Origin of the sequence: Labrenzia sp. THAF82 (assembly GCF_009363435.1) — a bacterium.
GTDB classification, from domain to species: Bacteria; Pseudomonadota; Alphaproteobacteria; order Rhizobiales; family Stappiaceae; genus Roseibium; species Roseibium porphyridii.
Genome location: NZ_CP045354.1, coordinates 2,167,372 through 2,186,590 on the forward strand (window position 1 = coordinate 2,167,372; position 19,219 = coordinate 2,186,590).

A 19,219-nucleotide genomic window follows, 5' to 3' on the forward strand; every position below is an offset into this window, starting at 1 on the left:
CATTCAATACCAGGAGTTTCAGAATGCGTTTTTCTAGATTTGGTTTTGCTGTGGCCGCTGTTCTTTGTGCAGGAACGGCTCTCGCCTCCGAGAACACGCCAACTGTCGAAATTGGGACACTTAATTGTCTGTTGGAGGGAGAGCACAATTTCATCGTTGGTTCTTCAGCTACGCTCGGCTGTAGCTTCAAACCTGCCGATGGCGGAACGGTCGAATACTACAAGGGTAAAGTGCGGGACTATGGCCTCGATATCGGAACTACCAAGGAAGCCAACCTTGTTTGGGGCGTCCTAGCACCCTCTGCGGATCGCAAGCCGGGCCTGTTGGCGGGGACCTATGGCGGTTTGACCGCAGGCGCGAGCCTGGGGGCAGGCATCAAAGCCAATGCTCTTATCGGGGGGCTTGACCGGTCAATCGCGCTGAATCCGTTCAGCCTGGAAAGTCAAACGGGCACCAATTTGACCATCGGTGTCAGCAAGATGACGCTCGAACCCATAAACTGAACCGAAAGGCGAAGCCCGTTTCCGACTGGAACGGGCTTTGCGCTCACTTGTCTTACCAAATTTCGTTTGGCCGGTTACCTGTTCTGGCAGCTCTCGTTTGCCCCTGCGCAAGGGTTCGATGAGACATCCGGACGGGTGTTGGCGCGGTTGATCTGATCCGTTCTGTTCAGCCGGTTTGCCCCTTCGATCTGTTGACGGGTCGAGAACCCCGACTGCTGCCTGTTCCTGTTTTGGTTCAGCTGTTGCTGCGCTGAAGGCAGCAGGGACGAACCGGACTGTGGCAAGCCGCGAAGCTGGTTGTTCTGTGCGTTCGCTGTTCCCGCGAGAAGAGTGGCAACTAGCACTACCGTTGCTGCAGTCATCCGGGTCATGATGCTTGTTCCTGATTGTGATCAAGGTAAGGGCTTGCCGAGTGTATCGCTTGTCAGCCGACGTCTGATGCATGAACACGGTCTCGCTTGTCAGCCTGGTCGTTGGCATCCGTCCAGCAGACACAGCCGACGGGCATAATATCCGCACAGTTCCGAAGTTCATAATCCTGCTGTTAGCGCCAGACTAATGCATATGTGGGGACCTGATTGTGCGTTTTCCAGTGGAATGGCGGACCGAGAACCATCCGAATTGTTGCGCTGCGTCAATAATTCTCCTTGCGTTCAGCTCCTTTTCGGCGCGACGATGAAAGACCGCCCCCGGTCGATGTGCCTTTCAGTTGGGGCTTGGTGCTTAAGAGTACCGGGTTTTTGGGCCTTCGATCCCATCCGGGCGAGACGCGGCGGGCCCGCGTCCAACCGAACCGGCCTTGCCGCGTAGTTTTAGGGGCTCCCCCCTCAAACACGAGAGGCACATTATGGCAATCGGAACAAACGGAAGAGGAAACGCCGCCGGCACTACGCCGCGCTGTATTGCACTAGTTGGTCCGTTCGGCAGCGGCAAAACCAGCTTGCTGGAAGCCCTTCTCGCGCGAACCGACAAAGTTGCGCGTCAGGGGTCAATCACGGATGGCAACACGGTCGGCGACGCTTCGCCGGAAGCACGTGCGCATGGGATGAGCGTTGAAATAAATGTCGCCGATGCAGACTATCTGGGCGACCGCTTCGTCTTTGTTGACTGTCCGGGGTCAGTTGAATTCCTGAGCGAGATGGACGGAGCCCTAAGCGGAGCCGACATGGCCATCGTCGTCGCGGAGGATGACGAACGCAAGGTTCCGGCCTTGCAACTCATACTGAAAGCTCTTGAAGCCCGCGCCATTCCGCGGGTTTTGTTTTTGAACAAGATCGACAAAAGTACCCGTCGGGTGAGAGATGTGCTCAGCGTGTTGCAGCCGGCCTCGGCAGTTCCGCTGGTGCTTCGACAGATACCTATCTGGGAAGACGGTCACGCGACCGGGTTTATCGATCTGGCGCTTGAAAGGGCCCATGTCTATCACGAGAAGGAACCAAGCACGCAGATCGACATGTCCGATGAGGATCTGGCGCGTGAACATGAAGCGCGTTTCACGATGCTGGAGCATCTGGCAGACCACGATGACGACCTCATGGAAGCGCTGCTGGAAGACATTGCACCGGATCGCGAGCAGATTTTTGCCGATCTCGTCAATGAAATGCAGGATGGTCTTATCTGTCCTGTCTTCTTCGGGTCAGCCGAACATGGAAATGGTGTCAGCAAGCTGCTGAAGGCGCTTCGTCATGAAGTTCCGGTTGTCGATCGGCTGAGGGAACGCGTTCTGGACGGCGACAAAAAAGCGGCCCTGCAGGTGATCAAAACGCTGCACACTCAACATGGCGGGAAACTCTCCATAGCGCGCATTCTGGACGGTCAGCTTTCCGACGGCGACAGCCTGTTTCTCAATGGTGAAACAGAAATCAAGGTGTCTGGTCTTTTCAACGTTTTCGGCCAACATGCCGCCAAGATCGCAACCGCAGGCAAAGGAGATCTGGTTGCCCTTGGCCGGCTTGAACATGTCCAGACGGGCGACCTTATTGCCTTCGAGGCAGGCAAAATCGCAGCCAAGCCGGCTGATGAGAGACGCAGTCCGGTACTTGCAACAGCAATTGCAGCGGCGCAGCGCAAAGATGAGGTTCGATTGTCGACCGCACTGACAAAGCTTGCCGAGGAAGATCCGTCGCTCACGATCAGTCAGAACCAGACAACAGCAGAAACACTGTTGGCAGGACAGGGTGAGATGCATTTACGGGTTGCCCAGGAAAGGCTGGCCGGAAAATACGGCTTGGACATAGCTGCCCATGCGCCGCATGTACCTTACGCCGAGACGATCCGGACCAGCACAAAGGTGCGTGGCCGGCACAAGAAGCAATCCGGAGGGCACGGCCAGTTCGGTGATGTCGTGCTCGAGATCGCACCGTTGCCAAGGGGCGAGGGTCTTCAATTCAGCGATACGATCACCGGTGGCGTTGTTCCCAAACAGTATATTCCTTCAGTGCGGGACGGTGTCATGGACGCGCTCGGACAAGGTCCGCTTGGCTTTCCGGTGGTTGATGTTTCCATCTGTCTGACGGATGGGTCCTATCATTCCGTCGACAGTTCGGACCAGGCATTCAGGATGGCGGGTATCCTTGCCATTCGTGAAGGACTGAAAGATTGCAAACCGGTGTTGCTCGAGCCGATCCACAAAGTGACGATTGCCTGTCCGAACGACGCGACTGCCCGAGTGAATGCGATTGTCTCGGCCAGACGCGGTCAACTGCTCGGGTTCGACGCCAGGCCGGACTGGCCAGGCTGGGACGAGGTTCAGGCCCTGATGCCCGAAGCGGAGATCAGCGATCTGATCGTCGAGCTGCGGTCTGCAACGGCAGGGGTTGCCAGCTATATGTCGGCGTTCGACCATCTGGCGGAACTTTCCGGCAAGGCGGCAGATCAGGCTCTGCAGCGGTCAGGCAAGCAGGCCGCCTGATACGGGAATAGCGACTGAATGAGAGGGCAACTTTCCCTCTCGTTCTTTTCAACTGGTTGTCGGGAGACTGCAGCTACCACTTTGCTGCTAATTGGACGTCGTTCACATTCGTATTGCTAATGGTCACCAGGGCGTTATTTGCCATTGAACACCGATTTCGGTTCTCTTCAGGGCAAACAGGAGCCTGAGAATGAATATATTGAAAAAGCGCAGCTGGGCGATTCCCGAGCGCGAAGCGACGCCGGAACATGTCTTCCTGAACCGTCGGCAGATCCTCGCAGGTCTGGCCGGTAGCGGCGCTCTGCTGGGCACAGGTCTTGGACTACGTCCGGCCTTTGCTGAAGAAGACCCAAGTGCGGGCCTCTATCCAGTGAAGCGTAACCCAGCCTTCACACTTGATCGCGACCTGACTGATGAGGAAGACGCGTCCACTTACAACAACTTTTACGAATTCGGCTCACACAAGCAGATCTGGCAGGCCGCGCAGGAACTCCAGATCCGGCCGTGGACGGTCACGCTAGATGGTCTTGTCGACAATCCGCAGATCGTGGATATCGACAAGCTCCTGAGTCAGATGCCACTCGAAGAGCGGCTTTACCGTCATCGTTGCGTGGAAGCCTGGTCGATGGCCGTGCCTTGGTCGGGATTTGAGCTTTCCGAACTGGTGAAGCTGGCCAGTCCCAAATCAAATGCGAAATACCTTCGATTTGAAACCTTCCTTGATCCCTCGGTCGCGAGTGGACAAAAACAGTCCTGGTATCCGTGGCCTTATGTTGAAGGCCTGACGCTGGAAGAGGCCACCAATGAACTGGCCTTCATGGCGACGGGCGTTTACGGCAAACCGCTCGCGAATCAATTCGGAGCGCCGATCCGTCTGGTCACACCATGGAAATACGGTTTCAAGTGTATCAAGTCCGTCGTGCGCATCACCTTCACGGAAGAGCGGCCTGTCAGTTTCTGGGAAGAAATTCAGCCCAAAGAATACGGCTTCTGGGCCAATGTGAATCCTTCGGTTCCGCACCGCCGTTGGCCACAAGACTCCGAGCGTTTGCTTGGGACGGATCAACGCCGACAGACACTTCTTTACAACGGCTATGAAGAACAGGTTGCCGGGATCTACAAGAACATGACGGGCGAATTGCTGTTCATGTAAATGCAGATCGGCGCATTGTGCGCTGCAATATAGTATAGGCAAAAAAAGAGCCGGGTCTTTAAGGACCCGGCAGTTTGTTTTGATTCACTGAAAACAGTAGAATCACCTTCCAGAGGGGAACAGCTGGTCTGGACATCACTGGGAGGAGGACGTGACGCCCGCGTGACCAACAGTACTGCTTATATGCAGTGCACAAGCTGCATAAACAAGAGGCAGCCGCGCAGACCTGCTATGCATTTTTCGCAGGGCTGATGTCCGGAAAATTCGTTTCAAATTTAAACTGAGCAAATTCAACGCCTTAGAAGGCCTGTTTTGAACCCGAATACTGCATTCAAGTTCGAATTTTGTATAAAATTATTTTTGGACAAAGCGGATTTTTATGGCCATTTCCTCAGAGAGCCCTGAACGAAGTGCTCAAATTCTGCACCCTTGTAGCCTGAATTACGAGCAGTTCAGGGGCGAGCAGTTCAGGGGCGAGCAGTTCAGGGGCGAGCTGACAGGGGCGAGCTGACAGGGGCGAGCCGACAGAGGCGAGGGGGCCAGCAGGACGCTTGCCAGGTCAATAAACCCAATTCTCGGCGTTGGTCAGCAAGAACTCACGAAACGCTGTGACACGCGCCGTGTTCTTGAGTTCCGAAGGATAAACGAAATACGTGTCGAATGACGGCACCTTGTCTTCTTCTTCCGTGATCACCGGAACCATGTTGGACGCATGATCGATGATATAGTCCGGCAGCATTGCGATGCCGACACCTGATTGAACAGCTCGCTTGATGGCAACCAGATTGTTCACCTTGAGCGCTGAGCGACGCGGATCAGTCGAGCTTCGACCGGCGGTCTCCAGCCAATTCATGGATCGCAAATAGGCTGGTGCCTGTTCGCCAAACGTGATGATACGGTGGTTGTCGATGTCTTCGATCGTGGACGGTGCGCCAAAGCGGTGCAGATATTCCGGCGCGGCGAAAACGTGAAAGTGCACGGTGAAGAGTTTGCGCTGGATCAGATCCGGCTGAGTGGGCTGGCGCAGCCGGATAGCGACATCTGCCTCACGCATACCAAGATCAAGCTCGTCATCGTCAAAAATCAGATGCAGGTCGACGTCTGGGTATAGATCGATGAAGTTCTTGATGCGTGACGTGAGCCAGGTGGACCCCAGACCTACCGTCGTGGTGACGCGCAGTGCTCCTGAAGGTTTTTCCTTGCTGTCGGTCAGGCTTGTCTGAACCGCTTCGAGTTTCATCAACACATCTGATGCGGTCCGGTAGAGCAGCTCCCCTTGTTCCGTCAGCAATAGACCGCGTGCGTGGCGATGAAAGAGCGGGACTCCGAGATCCTGCTCAAGCGCACTGACCTGCCGGCTGACGGCGGACTGGCTCATGTGCAGGCTGTCGCCGGCATGAGTGAAGCTGCCAGCCTGAGCGGCCGCATGAAAAATTCGCAGTTTGTCCCAATCCATGCGTGCCCCTCCACAGGACGTAGCGGGCCCGGCAGTTTCGGGCCCGACGGCGGGCTATTCAGCCGCCTGTTGGGTGGTTTCGATCTCGTGTTCGGCCAAAAATTTCTCTGCTTCAAGCGCTGCCATGCAGCCCATACCGGCGGCGGTTACGGCCTGGCGATAGATGTCGTCCGTCACATCACCGGCTGCATAGACACCCGGGATAGAGGTCTTTGTCGAGTCCGGTGCCGTTTCCAGGTAGCCGTTGGGCTTCAACCCAAGCTGATCCTTGAAGAGTTCCACGGAAGGTGCGTGACCGATGGCAATGAAAACACCGTCAGCGGAGATTTCCTGAGTGCTGCCGCTCTGGGTGTTCTTGAGACGCACGCCGGTTACGGCCTTCGGTTCGCCTCCACCCAGTATTTCATCAACCTGATGGTCCCAAATCACTTCGATTTTCGGGTTCTTGAACAGACGATCCTGAAGGATCTTTTCCGCGCGCAGATTGTCTCTGCGGTGAACAAGGGTCACCTTGGACGCAAGATTTGCCAGGTAGAGCGCTTCTTCAACTGCTGTGTTGCCACCGCCAACAACCACGACTTCCTTGTTGCGGTAGAAGAAGCCGTCGCATGTCGCACATGCCGAAACGCCAGCCCCCATATAGTCCTGTTCCGACGGCAGCCCGAGCCAGCGTGCTTGCGCCCCGGTGGCGATAACAAGCGTATCGGCGGTGAAGACAGTACCGCTGTCGGCCTCTAGGCGGAAAGGACGCTGGGACAGGTCAGCCTTGGTGATTGTGTCGTAGACAATCTTCGTGCCGACATTTTCAGCTTGCTTTTGCATCTGTTCCATCAGCCAAGGGCCCATCACGGGATCGGCGAAACCAGGGTAGTTTTCAACGTCCGTTGTGATGGTCAGCTGTCCGCCTGGCTGAATGCCAGCGACAAGCGTCGGCTCGATCATTGCGCGCGCGGCATAAATGGCAGCCGTATATCCGGCCGGCCCGGAGCCGATGATCAGAAGTTTGCTGTGTTCTGTGCTCATGGTCGCCCCTTTGTCCTGTTCAAGTGTTCTTGCCTGGCGGCGAAAAATCAGTCTGCCGGCTCGTTGTTGTCATTCCGTCGCAGTGCCGCGTAATCGGCAAGGATGCGTTCGGCAATAACGGGCGTGGCATCTATCGGCTCGTAGGTAGTGGTTTTCAGCGCACCTGGAAAGGGGTGAATCGCACCCAGTCGCTGCAAAGTCCCCAAAAACCGGGTGATTTTTGCGTGACCACCGCCTGGATGAAAGACATGAATGGGTTTGCCGGTGGCGGTCGCTTCGCCGATCATGTTGGTGGAGTCGGCTGTGGCAACGATCGCATCGGCCTTCGCCAGAAAAGTCCCATAGGGGTTCGGAGGTTCGCCCGTCCAATAAAGATGTCCCCCGGACTTGGCGAGACTGGCAAGCCCATAGGCCAGACCCGGTGGCGTACGCCGGGAGGCGGTGATCATCAGACTGGCGCCCTGATGGGCAATTTCCCGCAAACCGGTCAGGAGGATGTTCTGGTCGTCTTCGCTGAAGGTGTGATGTCGGCTGTCGCCACCGATCAGCACTGCGACTCGCGGCGTGGCGAGTTTGTCTATTTCCGGCGACTTTTGCGCTCTTAATTCATCCAGTTTGGATACAGAAAAGCGGTGTGGAGACGTCGGTGTTACGAGAACATTGCGACCACGTAGCGCGTCATGCTCAGGGACCCAGATCAAGTCTGCGCTGTCCGGTCCGGTCCGAGGGTCCTTCAAGAAAACCGTGAATGTGTATCCTTTGGAGCGCCGCTTGATACGCCGAAGGTAAGCCACAGCCCTGCGGCCGGACGCAATAGCCAAATCCGGGTAGGGAGGCGCGATCGGGCTCCCTGGCCTCTTCTCCCACTCACGAGGATCAGTCGGACCAAATGGCAGCCACCAGGAAAAGGGCGGACGTGGAGAAATTGTGCGGGTTTCGAAGGGCACGCAAAGGGCTTCAGCAACACCTGCACATTGCGCAATATCACCGGCCTTGCCGTCGGTGAGAACCCAAATCGAGGACGGGGAAATCTCCGGCATGGTTCGCATTGTCGGGAGGGGTTCCCCTATCGTAATCTTTCGAAATCGTGCGCAATTTTGTTATAGTCTTGCACAAACGCGCAAAAAATCATACTCCGGCACAAGGACAGACACGTTAGCGCGGGACGGTTCGCGCCCGCAAGACGCCAATGCGCCCCGGGTGAATCATCCACATCTTGGTCCATCCCGGACGACCCAAGGCGGAGCTAAAAGGAGACGGATTTGAAAGCGCGGCTCGATGCCATTGACTGGCAGATCCTGAAAGAATTGCAAGCGGACGGGCGAATGACCAACGTGGAGTTGGCGCGGCGCGTCGGCATATCCGCTCCACCGTGTCTGCGCCGGGTGAGGGCGCTCGAAGAGGCCGGACTGATTCTCGGATATAGGACGCTGCTGGATGAAAAGCAGCTTGGCTACGACGTCACCGCTTTTGCCATGGTGGGTTTGCATAGCCAGACTGAGGCCGATCTGATCGCGTTTGAGGAAACAGTCCAGAAGTGGCCGCTCGTGCGAGAGAGCTACATGTTGTCCGGCGAGGTTGATTTCCTGTTGAAATGTGTCGCGCCAGACCTGCAGACGTTCCAGAATTTCGTCATCCGGGAACTGACGGCAGCTCCAAATGTCGACAGCGTGCGTACGGCCCTGACAATCCGTCGGACCAAAGATGAGCCTGTCGTACCAATCGATTGAATTTTACCTGAGGCCGGTCAGTCCTTCCGGTCACCGATGTTGCTGAGGCGCTTGCGCAGGCGGCCCATTACCGAAATATCCCTGAGAGCGGTTGCCACCAGCGTGAAGGCAACGCTGAGAAGTGCACAGGTGGTCAGGATGGCGATCGGCAGCCATTGATCGTAGTGGAATGTGTTCAATGCCTGGTCAACCGGCTCCAAGCCGGAATAAAGACGCCCGCGCATGGTGTCGCGGAAGGTGCCAAGTTCCAGGGATCCTTGCTTGAAATAGCGAAGGCCGAGGACCAAAAGTATCACCGACATGGCAAGCGCTACCAGAAAGCCGAAAACACGCAGGGCAAATCCAAACGAATTCTCGTGCCTGCGCTTGATCAGGCGTTTGAATGCCAGTCTCTCGCGACCAGTCAGCTTGGAGAACGCAAACCAGCGATAGGCCCACAATGGAACCGAGATCACCAGCAACCATACGCCAATTGCATGAAAGACCATCACTTGCTCTCCGACACGTGCCGGTTGCTACTTTAGCGATAGACCGGCAGGCGTCAAAGGGTAAAGCGGTAGAAAAGTTGCTTGAAAATGAGTTGCTTGCGAAGCTCTGGTCTACATGAACCTGACTTCGACGATCTCATAGGAGCGAGCACCGCCGGGAGCTGCAACTTCAACACTGTCGCCAACCGACTTGCCGATCAAAGCGCGCGCGATGGGAGACGAAATCGAGACCTTGTTGTGCTTCACGTCGGATTCGACGTCGCCAACGATCATGTATTTCTTTTCTTCTTCCGTGTCCTCGTCGATCAGGGAAACGGTCGCACCGAATTTGACGATCTCGCCGTCAAGTTTGGTCACGTCGATAACCTCGGCACGGGACAGCTTGTCTTCCAGTTCCGCAATGCGGCCTTCGTTCAGGCTCTGTGCTTCTTTGGCTGCATGGTATTCTGCGTTTTCCGACAGGTCGCCATGTGCGCGTGCTTCAGCAATGGCATCAACGATGCGCGGACGCTCAACCGTGGTACGTTCCTTCAGCTCATCCTGAAGCATTTTGTAACCGGCAGAGGTCATCGGAACTTTTTCCATGGGTCTCAGACCTTCAGCTTATTGGGTCCTCTTCTCATCTCTTCTTAAAGGACCGCGCTTCTACAAAAACAAACCAAGCCGGGAAAGGCGCGCTTTCCCGGCCGGTCAACGAGTATAATAGCCTCAGCCGAAGTAGGATTGTAAAGGTCTTACTTCAAGGCTCCCCGCCTTGTGGGCGGTTATTCCCTTGGCGGCAGCAACGGAACCCGAAAGCGTCGTGTAATACGGCACTTTATTCAGGAGAGCTGCGCGGCGCATCGACCGGCTGTCGGCAATCGCCTGCGCACCTTCCGTGGTGTTAAAGACGAGTTGAACTTCACCGTTCTTGATAGCATCGACGATATGGGGTCGGCCTTCAAGCACCTTGTTGATCTTCTTCACTGCAATGCCGTTTGCCTCGAGATATTTCTGTGTGCCGCCTGTGGCAATGATGTTGAAGCCAGCAGCTTCGAGGCTGCGGACCGCATCCATGACACCAGCTTTGTCGTCGTCGCGCATGGAGATGAAGACGGTGCCATTTCCCGGCACGCCCGTGCCGCTGCCAAGCTGTGCTTTGGCAAATGCCTGTCCGAAGGCCGTGTCGAGGCCCATGACCTCACCGGTGGAGCGCATTTCCGGACCAAGAATGGTGTCGACACCCGGGAAACGCGCGAACGGGAACACAGCTTCCTTGACCGCGATGTGATCGAGTTTTGCCTCGGAGAGGCCGAATGATGCCAGGCTCTCACCAGCCATGACCCGGCTGGCGATCTTGGCAATGGGCTCACCGATCGTCTTGGCAACAAAAGGCACCGTTCGCGAGGCGCGAGGGTTCACTTCAAGGACGTAGATTTCATCGCCTCTGATCGCGAACTGCACATTCATCAATCCACCGACTTCAAGCGCCAGGGCCAATGCCGTTGTCTGGCGCTTCAGCTCGTCGATGAGCTCTTGTTTCAAGGAGAAAGCAGGAAGAGAGCAGGCGCTGTCACCAGAGTGAATGCCGGCTTCCTCGATGTGTTCCATGATGCCGCAAACAAAGACGTCCTTGCCGTCGCAAAGCGCGTCGACATCAACCTCGATCGCACCGTCCAGATAGCGGTCGAACAAGAGGGGGTTGGTGCCCAGCACCGTATTGATCTGACCGGTCTTGTCGTTCGGATACTTGGCCCGAACTTCAGCCGGAACCAGTTCGGGCAAGGTGCCGAGCAGGTATGAATTGAGCGCTTCTTCGTCGCGAATGATCTGCATGGCGCGGCCACCAAGAACATAGGATGGGCGTACGACCAATGGCAGACCGAGCTGCCCTGCAATCAAACGGCCCTGTTCGACCGAGTAGGCGATACCGTTTTCCGGCTGTTTCAGGTCCAATTTGATCAAGAGCTTCTGGAAGCGGTCCCGGTCTTCGGCCAGATCGATCATATCGGGAGAGGTGCCGAGGATCGGCACGTTGGCCTTAACCAGCGACTGAGCCAGCTTGAGTGGTGTCTGACCACCGAACTGAACAATAACGCCGTGTAGCGTACCGTTCTCTTGCTCGCGACGTATGATCTCCAAGACATCTTCTGACGTCAGCGGCTCGAAATAGAGCCTGTCGGAGGTATCATAGTCCGTAGACACGGTCTCCGGATTGCAATTGACCATGATGGTCTCATACCCGGCGTCATCAAGCGCAAAGGCGGCATGACAGCAGCAATAGTCAAATTCAATGCCCTGTCCGATCCGGTTCGGTCCGCCACCCAAAATGACGACTTTCTTCCGATCGGACGGGTGGGATTCACAGGCCGGTTTGCCCATGAAAGGGGTTTCATAGGTCGAATACATGTAAGCGGTCGGGGAAGCGAATTCGGCTGCGCAAGTGTCGATGCGCTTATAGACCGGATGCACGTTCAGTTCCTGCCGCAACTTAACGATATCGTCTGCCTCAAGCCCTGCAAGGCTCGCCAGTCTTGCGTCCGAAAAGCCCATTGATTTGAGCTTGCGCAGGTTTGCCGCATCTTTCGGCAGACCAATGTTGCGCACTTTTGCTTCCATCGCCAGGATGTCGGCCATCTGTTCCAGGAACCAGGTGCTGATCCCGCTTGCCTGATGTGCTTCTTCCACGCTCATACCAAGACGCATGGCTTGAGCGACGTTCAAAAGGCGTGTCGGGGTCGCGGTTGAAACCGCGGCCCGAAGTGCATTGCGGTCATCGCCCTGGTCAAGCCCGGGGATTTCGGTTTCGTCGAGACCATTCAGGCCGGTTTCCAGACCACGAAGAGCTTTCTGCAGACTTTCATTGAAGGTCCGGCCGATGGCCATCACTTCGCCGACCGACTTCATTGCAGTGGTCAAGGTCGGGACAGACCCAGGGAATTTTTCGAAAGCGAAACGCGGGATCTTGGTGACGACATAGTCGATCGTCGGCTCGAAGGATGCAGGCGTGGCACCACCGGTAATGTCGTTTTCAAGTTCATCCAGCGTATAGCCGACCGCCAGTTTGGCCGCGATTTTCGCGATCGGGAAACCTGTTGCCTTGGAGGCAAGTGCAGACGAACGGGAAACCCTCGGGTTCATCTCGATCACCACCAGACGGCCGTTTTCGGGATTGACGGCGAACTGCACGTTCGACCCCCCCGTTTCCACACCGATCTCGCGCAGAACTGCGATCGAGGCATCGCGCATGATCTGGTATTCTTTGTCCGTCAGCGTCAGTGCCGGTGCAACGGTGATTGAATCTCCGGTGTGAACGCCCATTGGATCGACGTTTTCAATCGAGCAAATGATGATGCAGTTATCCGCTTTGTCGCGGACCACTTCCATCTCATATTCCTTCCAGCCGAGCAGGCTTTCATCGATCAGAACCTGGCCAACAGGCGAGGCGTCGATGCCCGAGCGAACGATTGTCTCGTATTCTTCCCGGTTATAGGCAACGCCGCCACCGGTGCCGCCGAGTGTGAATGCCGGACGAATGATGGCTGGCAAACCGATTTCGTCAAGCGCACGCATGGCTTCCAGATATCCGGCGTTGCGGTCATATCCGGTGATCTTGCCGTCTTCTCCTCGAATGGCGGGTGACGATGCGATGGATGCACGCGGGTTTTCAAGACCGATCACATCCATGGCGGCCCTGAACTTTTCTCGGTCTTCGGCCTTTTCAATGACATCGGCACGGGCGCCGATCATCTCCACCCCGAATTTTTCAAGGACCCCCATTTCCTCAAGATCCAACGCACAGTTGAGCGCGGTTTGCCCACCCATGGTTGGCAGAAGTGCGTCCGGGCGCTCTTTTTCTATGATCTTGGCCACAAGGTCTGGCGTGATCGGCTCAATATATGTGGCGTCGGCAAGATCGGGATCAGTCATGATCGTCGCCGGGTTCGAGTTCACCAGAATAATGCGATACCCTTCCTCTCGCAGCGCCTTGCAGGCCTGCGTGCCGGAATAGTCGAATTCGCAGGCCTGACCGATAACAATCGGACCGGCACCTATGATCAGTATGGAAGAGATATCAGTGCGTTTGGGCATCTCGGCTCGCAGCTCGCAGCGGCCAGTCCGGATAACGTCGCCGTTATTCGGTCGGGCTCTATCATGAGGTGAATGACAATGTTGGCTGAGCGCGTCTTATAGGGAAAAGAACGACGGTATGGAACCCCGGCAGGGTATCATTCAGACGTTTTCTGCGTCCAAATTGCAGGTTTAATCGGTCTCTTTGCTTTCAGCGGGCAAGGGAGCGGTGCTTTGACCGTCAAAGTCACCAATTCCTTCGGACAAGGCATAGCAAGCGAGTCGGATTGATTTCGGGATTTCTACCGGACGGCCGTCCCGGTTACCCTTTTCATAGTACTGGATCATGCGCTTCTTCAGACCGAGCCTGTCGGCAGCGTCCTTTTGCTTCAGTCCCAGGGTGCGCCGCCAGATGCGAAACTGCTGGGGGGTCATGCCTTGCACAGGATTTTTTGATTTTGATTCGGCCATATTACCAATGTTCCGGAATATCTTCGTTCCGTACGGGCTTCGTCAGCAGCCAGCGTGCTGACAAATAAGACAAAAATAACCTGGACGCGTTCTTGTCAATCGGGAAGTGCACAATGTGCTCTTTTTTGTGCGACGAATGCGCGATCACCACTTGAAATTTGAACAGACGGACAAATATTAGCGGCGCGAAGGATTAGATTCGTACGCTCGACAAGAACGGAATTCCGCTCAGTTTGTGTGTATGACTTTCAATTTCGTTGAGATCTGCACGTTAAGCGTGCAATGTGGGTGTGAAAGATTGCCTCACAGCAGTCGGTTAGAATTCAGATTGATCGCGAGTTTTCTAGATAATATTTAAAGACTGGCAGCGTCATGTAATAATTGTCAGGGTTAAGGCAAAGAAAACAAAGTATTTTTTGACCTCAATCTGCCGTGGGGTTAGGGAAAATCGTTGTGGAAATCGCGACTGAAGATTACTCTATTTATTAGTGCCAGATTATCGATAATTAATATTTATACCCTGAAATCAAATTCCATCAGGAACTATTTATTCAAAGTTGTATGTCCTTTCTGCATTTATTGAAGTTTTAGTTTTCAAAAAGCTGAAACTTGCGCGGAAAGTAGTCAATAATTCCAATTTTACTGTAGATTTTATCTGTCATTCTGTTGTATTAGACTGGTGCTTAGTCTCCTAGGAGTCTGATGTTGGGAGCTTCTGAACCGGTAAGCCACGCTTTCCGGCAACAGGAGCTTTAAGTGTAGTGTCAGTGGGACCTGGCGGACCGATGGTGGGACCGGAAAACCAGGGGCGTTACATGACCCAATCAGGCCTGGAACAAAAAGGACAAGATCGGGCTTAATAGAATGAACAATGTAGCTACCAAGATGGTCGTTGTTCCGGACATCGCTGGTCCGGGGCAGGACATGGTAATTGAAGATCGCTCACTTGCGATCTCCGAAATGTCAGAACGCTTCAATGTCACGCTGCGCACACTGCGTTTTTATGAAGAAAAAGGTCTGCTGAACCCCGTGCGCAAAGGCGCGCGCCGGTTTTACGGGCCGCGTGATGTGTCACGCATGCGTGTCATCCTTCAGGCAAAGAAAATCGGTTTGACCCTCGCTGAAATCCGCAGGGTGATCAAGCTGGTTGAAGGAAACTCCAAACGCGAAGATCAGTTCAAGGAACTTCAAGAGATCTGTAAAGGCCAGCAGGAAATTCTGCTGGAACAGAAGCAGATGCTTGATGATCAGATCGCAGAGGTTGACCAGATCCTCACGGTGTTCGACGAACTCGTTCACTAACTGGTTTCGGTTCAAAAAAAACCCGGCAAGCTTGCTTGCCGGGTTTTTTCGTTTTGAGTGTCGGTTCTTGTGTCTCTTTTCGACACCTGACTAAGCCGGTTCGGTTTCTCTTGCCTTCATCAGATCCGTAAACCGCTTGAACAAATAGTGGCTGTCGCGGGGCCCCGGGGAGGCTTCCGGGTGATACTGCACGGAAAAAACCGGCTTGTCCTTCATTGCCAAACCGCAATTCGAGCCATCGAACAGCGAGACATGCGTCTGCTGGACATTGTCAGGCAGGCTTTCAGCGTCGACTGCAAAGCCGTGGTTCATAGATGTGATTTCAACCTTTCCGGTCGTGTGATCGAAGACCGGATGGTTGGCGCCGTGATGGCCCTGGTGCATTTTCAGGGTTTTCCCGCCAAGCGCCAGCGCAAGCATCTGGTGTCCCAGGCAAATGCCAAAAGTCGGGACACCCGTGTCGACGACTTTCTTGATCGTGTTGACGGCATAAGTACCCGTTGCGGCCGGATCACCCGGACCATTTGACAGGAAAACACCATCCGGGCGATGTGCGAGCACATCTTCTGCCGACGCTGTTGCCGGCAAAACAGTCACTTCGCAACCGGCATCGGTCAACAACCGCAAAATATTGCGCTTAATACCGAAATCAATCGCAACGACCTTGAATCTGCCTTCGGTTTTTTCGCCAAATCCTTCATCCCACTGCCAGGTCGTTTGCGACCAAGGGTGCGACTGGGTTGTCGAAGCGTCCTTTGCGAGATCCATACCGACAAGGCCGGGCCAGTTCGACGCAGCTGTTTTCAGCGCGTCTCTGTCGAATCTGCCGTCCGGGGAATGAGCGATAACCCCGTTGGGCACACCCTTTTCCCGAATGAGAGCGGTCAGTGCACGTGTGTCCACACCGCATATCCCGATCATGTTGCGGCTCTTCAGCCAGGCATCCAGATGGCGCGCAGCCCGATAATTGTTTGGGTCGGTTACCTCTGCCGCAAGTACCACGCCACGGATACCGCTGTCGGCAGCCATGTTGACGGTCTCGATATCCTCGTCATTCGTCCCGACGTTACCTATATGGGGGAACGTGAAGGTTATGATCTGTCCGGAGTAGGACGGATCGGTCAGGATTTCCTGGTAGCCGGTCATGGCGGTGTTGAAGCAGATTTCACCAACGGCCTGTCCCGTGGCGCCAAGGCCTACACCCTCGATGATGCTGCCGTCGGCGAGCACAAGAAGGGCGGTCGCCGGGGTCTCGGACCATGCGTCTGCAGTCGTCATGTCTTGTTTCCAGATCTTGTTGGTGACATCATGCGCTGCAGGAAAGGCGTCTGAAGCGGGAAAAAGGACCCGCGCTAGGCCGTCTGCATTAAGCGCGGGACTCTATGGGAAGCGGCTTGGATCGTCAATATTGATCCGTTGAAAAAAGATCTTTAAAATTCAATGACTTGGCTGAGTGGTTCGCGTGGGCGCCGAACGGCATCGAGCCTCAGCATGGCAGGGGTAGAGTAATCCATGGGCGAAGCGATGCGTGACAGAATCAACGCGGCCCTCAAAGCTGCGCAGGATGACGGCAACAAACGCCGATGTGCGACCTTGCGTCTGGTTCAGACCGCGGTAAAGGACCGTGAGGCTGCGGCCCGAGAGAACGGCAAGGACGGCGTCAGCGAGCATGACGTTATTGAAATTCTTCAGAAAATGATCCACCAGCGGGAAAGCTCCGCTGTTGAATTTGAAAGCGGTGGGCAGCTCGATCTGGCCGAACAGGAACGTGTTGAACAGGAAATTATTCGCGAATTTCTGCCCGCTCAATTGAGTGACGAGGAAGTGCGGGCGATCTGTGAAGAGACCGTCAAGGACATCGATGCCCATGGGCTGAGAGACATCGGCCGCTGCATGAGTGAACTCAAGACCCGATATCCGGGGAAAATGGACTTTGTTCAAGCCTCTTGCGTCGTCAAGGATATGTTGCGAACCAACGGAAACGGCGCTGCAACAGCTGAAGCCAGTGGCACCGAAGCGGAGTAACGGCAGTTAGAAATCCCATCGCGGTCTAGCTTCATTCGCATTTACCCACTATTTTTATCCGTCCGTTTGGTCGTCCGTGTGGCAGCCACGGATCGATCGCTATTTCTGAACTCCAGGCAGCCATAACTCCATGCGCTTTGATCAGCGTCTTCTTGATGAAATTCGTGCCCGGCTGACGCTGTCAGATCTGGTTGGGCGACGGGTCACATGGGACCGGCGCAAGACACAGCCCGGCAAGGGCGACTATTGGGCATGCTGTCCGTTTCACCAGGAAAAAAGCCCGAGTTTCCATGTCGATGACCGGCGCAATCGGTACAAGTGTTTTGGCTGTGGCGCGTCTGGCGATCACTTCACCTTCGTCTGTGAAACAGAGGGCCTCAGCTTTCCGGAGACAGTTGAGCGGCTCGCTGAACAAGCTGGCGTTGCCTTGCCTGCACCCGACCCGCAGGCTGCGAGACGGGAAAAGAAACGGGCCGGGCTTGCAGATGTTTGCGAGATGGCCGCGCAGTTTTTTCAGGCCGAGTTTGCCGGCGGTCGTGGCGAGACCGCACGCAAGTACGCGCTTGGGCGTGGCCTTAGCCGTGAAACGCTTGCCGAATTCCGTTTCGGTTTTGCACCGGACAGCCGGGATGCGTTGAAAAGCCATCTGGCGGCGAAGGATGTTCCGGAAGCTGTCATGGTGGAAGCGGGGCTGGTAATCAAGCCGGAGGACGGTCGGCCTGGATACGACCGCTTTCGCGGTCGACTAATGATACCTATCCAGGATGATCGCGGACGTGTGGTCGCCTTCGGCGGGCGAACGCTCTTGCCCGACGGACAGCCGAAATACCTGAATTCTCCGGAAACGCCGCTCTTTCACAAAGGCGTCATGCTGTTCAATGCGCACCGGGCACGTGAACCCGCCTTCAAGTCCGGCGAAGCTGTGGTGGTGGAAGGCTATCTTGATGCGATTGCATTGTCGCAAGCAGGTGTTCGGCATGTCGTTGCTTCTTTGGGCACGGCCTTTACCGAGGATCAGGTCGTGCGGCTTTGGAAATTCGCCCCGGAACCTGTGATTTGCTTTGACGGGGATGTTGCCGGTGTTTCAGCGGCTCATCGCGCGATCGACAGGATCTTTCCGGTTCTCAAAAGTGGCTATTCATTCCAGTTCTGCTTCCTGCCGGACGGCATGGACCCTGATGATCTCGTCAAAAAACGAGGGCTGGAAGGGTTCCATACCGAGGTTGGCCGGGCCCAGTCGCTGTTCGACGTTGTTTGGGACAGGGAGATCTCGGTTTCACGCCTGGACACACCGGAACGCAAGGCAGCTCTTGAGAAGCGGTTTGACGATCTGATTGGTACGATCAGGGATGAACGTGTCCGTCGTCGCTATCAGCTCGACCTGAAATTCAAGCTGTCCAATCTGTTTTTCGAACAAGCCCGACAAAATCGCGGCGATGGGAAGAAATCCGCCGATATTCCCTCACTCGGCAAGGTGCGTGAAAGCGTGGCCGCAAGTGATGATTTCGGCACCGAACGCCTGGTGTTGGGTCTTTGCATGCGGTTCCCGCACCTGCTGGACCGGAATTTCGAGCGGTTTTCCAGACTGCCGTTTGTCAATGAACTGCATGTGCAACTGCGCGATATTCTGTGCCGCATCGTGGACGATCTGGAAGAGACGCCGATTGCGGATCTGACGAGTGCCTTTGACGAACCGCTAAAGGACATCATGTATGAGATGATGTTGGAGACGATCGGACTTCAGCAGCAAAAACGAGCGGAGTTTTCCGCGCTCAATCACCGTTTCCCCCTGTTGAAATCAAATCCACCGGAGGATTTTGTCGAAGCGGCCTACCTCCATTTCATCGACGTCCTGGAACTGAACGCCCTGGAAGACGAGCTGGCAACGGAACTCAAAAGTACCGATGAAGAAATCGACGAACATTCCTGGGCGCGCATTCAGGCGCTGACGCAGGATCTTAGTCGGCGCCGCGAGGAGTGCGCGCGCGAGGAACAGGATCTTGCGGAACGGGCCAAAAAAATCAGACAGGCAGGACCACAGGCACAGGCTGAAACAGTTGCTGCTGGATAGACCAGCTCGGTGCCGTCGTGAACTTCTTGAGTGATT

16 protein-coding genes are annotated in these 19,219 nt (G+C 55.3%); 7 read left to right on the forward strand and 9 right to left on the reverse strand.

Features of this window, described 5'->3' with window-relative positions:
* The first annotated feature begins 23 nt into the window (after positions 1-23).
* Positions 24-503 carry a DUF992 domain-containing protein gene (locus tag FIV00_RS10130; protein ID WP_152500631.1) on the forward strand — a complete coding sequence of 160 codons (480 nt, stop codon included), beginning with the start codon at positions 24-26 and terminating at the stop codon, positions 501-503.
* 74 nt (positions 504-577) lie between these two features.
* On the opposite strand, the gene FIV00_RS10135 is transcribed toward FIV00_RS10130, so the two are convergent.
* Positions 578-874 (reverse strand): hypothetical protein, encoded by a 297-nt coding sequence (locus FIV00_RS10135; RefSeq protein ID WP_152500632.1) that lies wholly within the window; start codon positions 872-874, stop codon positions 578-580.
* Between the two features lie 476 nt (positions 875-1,350).
* Here FIV00_RS10135 and FIV00_RS10140 point away from each other — a divergent pair, with 476 nt between their 5' ends.
* A complete protein-coding gene (locus FIV00_RS10140; RefSeq protein ID WP_152500633.1) occupies positions 1,351-3,414 on the forward strand; it encodes an elongation factor G in 2,064 nt (687 codons plus the stop codon).
* A gap of 190 nt (positions 3,415-3,604) precedes the next feature.
* Positions 3,605-4,567, forward strand: a complete 963-nt coding sequence (gene msrP / locus FIV00_RS10145; protein ID WP_152500634.1) for a protein-methionine-sulfoxide reductase catalytic subunit MsrP — start codon at positions 3,605-3,607, stop codon at positions 4,565-4,567.
* A 559-nt stretch (positions 4,568-5,126) separates the two neighbouring features.
* On the opposite strand, the gene FIV00_RS10150 is transcribed toward msrP, so the two are convergent.
* From FIV00_RS10150 to FIV00_RS10160, 3 genes are read right to left on the reverse strand one after another with little or no spacing between them, the layout of a single operon-like run.
* Positions 5,127-6,023, reverse strand: coding sequence for a LysR family transcriptional regulator (locus FIV00_RS10150; protein ID WP_152500635.1), 897 nt, complete (start codon positions 6,021-6,023; stop codon positions 5,127-5,129).
* A 54-nt stretch (positions 6,024-6,077) separates the two neighbouring features.
* On the reverse strand, positions 6,078-7,046 hold the full coding sequence (trxB, locus tag FIV00_RS10155) for a thioredoxin-disulfide reductase (protein WP_152500636.1): 969 nt from the start codon (positions 7,044-7,046) through the stop codon (positions 6,078-6,080).
* A gap of 47 nt (positions 7,047-7,093) precedes the next feature.
* Entirely contained in the window at positions 7,094-8,095 is a 1,002-nt protein-coding gene (locus FIV00_RS10160; RefSeq protein WP_209006884.1) for a mitochondrial fission ELM1 family protein, read from the reverse strand.
* A 213-nt stretch (positions 8,096-8,308) separates the two neighbouring features.
* On the opposite strand from FIV00_RS10160, the gene FIV00_RS10165 reads away from it, so the two are divergent.
* Positions 8,309-8,776, forward strand: a complete 468-nt coding sequence (locus tag FIV00_RS10165; RefSeq protein ID WP_152500637.1) for an Lrp/AsnC family transcriptional regulator — start codon at positions 8,309-8,311, stop codon at positions 8,774-8,776.
* Positions 8,777-8,793: 17 nt separating this feature from the next.
* Here the strand turns inward: FIV00_RS10165 and FIV00_RS10170 are convergent, their stop codons facing one another.
* From FIV00_RS10170 to FIV00_RS10185, 4 genes are all read right to left on the reverse strand, one after another.
* Positions 8,794-9,264, reverse strand: a complete 471-nt coding sequence (locus FIV00_RS10170; RefSeq protein WP_152500638.1) for a hypothetical protein — start codon at positions 9,262-9,264, stop codon at positions 8,794-8,796.
* A gap of 111 nt (positions 9,265-9,375) precedes the next feature.
* Complete coding sequence (gene greA, locus FIV00_RS10175; protein ID WP_152500639.1) at positions 9,376-9,849, reverse strand: transcription elongation factor GreA; 474 nt, start codon at positions 9,847-9,849, stop codon at positions 9,376-9,378.
* A 123-nt stretch (positions 9,850-9,972) separates the two neighbouring features.
* Complete coding sequence (carB, locus tag FIV00_RS10180) at positions 9,973-13,335, reverse strand: carbamoyl-phosphate synthase large subunit (RefSeq protein ID WP_152500640.1); 3,363 nt, start codon at positions 13,333-13,335, stop codon at positions 9,973-9,975.
* A gap of 171 nt (positions 13,336-13,506) precedes the next feature.
* Positions 13,507-13,749: a helix-turn-helix transcriptional regulator gene (locus tag FIV00_RS10185; RefSeq protein WP_173005937.1), complete on the reverse strand. Its 243-nt coding sequence runs from the start codon at positions 13,747-13,749 to the stop codon at positions 13,507-13,509.
* 900 nt (positions 13,750-14,649) lie between these two features.
* On the opposite strand from FIV00_RS10185, the gene FIV00_RS10190 reads away from it, so the two are divergent.
* On the forward strand, positions 14,650-15,087 hold the full coding sequence (locus tag FIV00_RS10190) for a MerR family transcriptional regulator (protein ID WP_152500642.1): 438 nt from the start codon (positions 14,650-14,652) through the stop codon (positions 15,085-15,087).
* 90 nt (positions 15,088-15,177) lie between these two features.
* On the opposite strand, the gene carA is transcribed toward FIV00_RS10190, so the two are convergent.
* The gene (gene carA, locus FIV00_RS10195) at positions 15,178-16,365 is read right to left on the reverse strand and encodes a glutamine-hydrolyzing carbamoyl-phosphate synthase small subunit (protein ID WP_152500643.1); all 1,188 of its coding nucleotides are present in this window, start codon (positions 16,363-16,365) and stop codon (positions 15,178-15,180) included.
* Positions 16,366-16,611: 246 nt separating this feature from the next.
* Here carA and FIV00_RS10200 point away from each other — a divergent pair, with 246 nt between their 5' ends.
* Both FIV00_RS10200 and dnaG read left to right on the forward strand, forming a co-directional pair.
* Positions 16,612-17,112, forward strand: a complete 501-nt coding sequence (locus tag FIV00_RS10200) for a GatB/YqeY domain-containing protein (RefSeq protein ID WP_152500644.1) — start codon at positions 16,612-16,614, stop codon at positions 17,110-17,112.
* 130 nt (positions 17,113-17,242) lie between these two features.
* On the forward strand, positions 17,243-19,183 hold the full coding sequence (dnaG, locus tag FIV00_RS10205; RefSeq protein WP_152500645.1) for a DNA primase: 1,941 nt from the start codon (positions 17,243-17,245) through the stop codon (positions 19,181-19,183).
* Positions 19,184-19,219 lie beyond the last annotated feature (36 nt).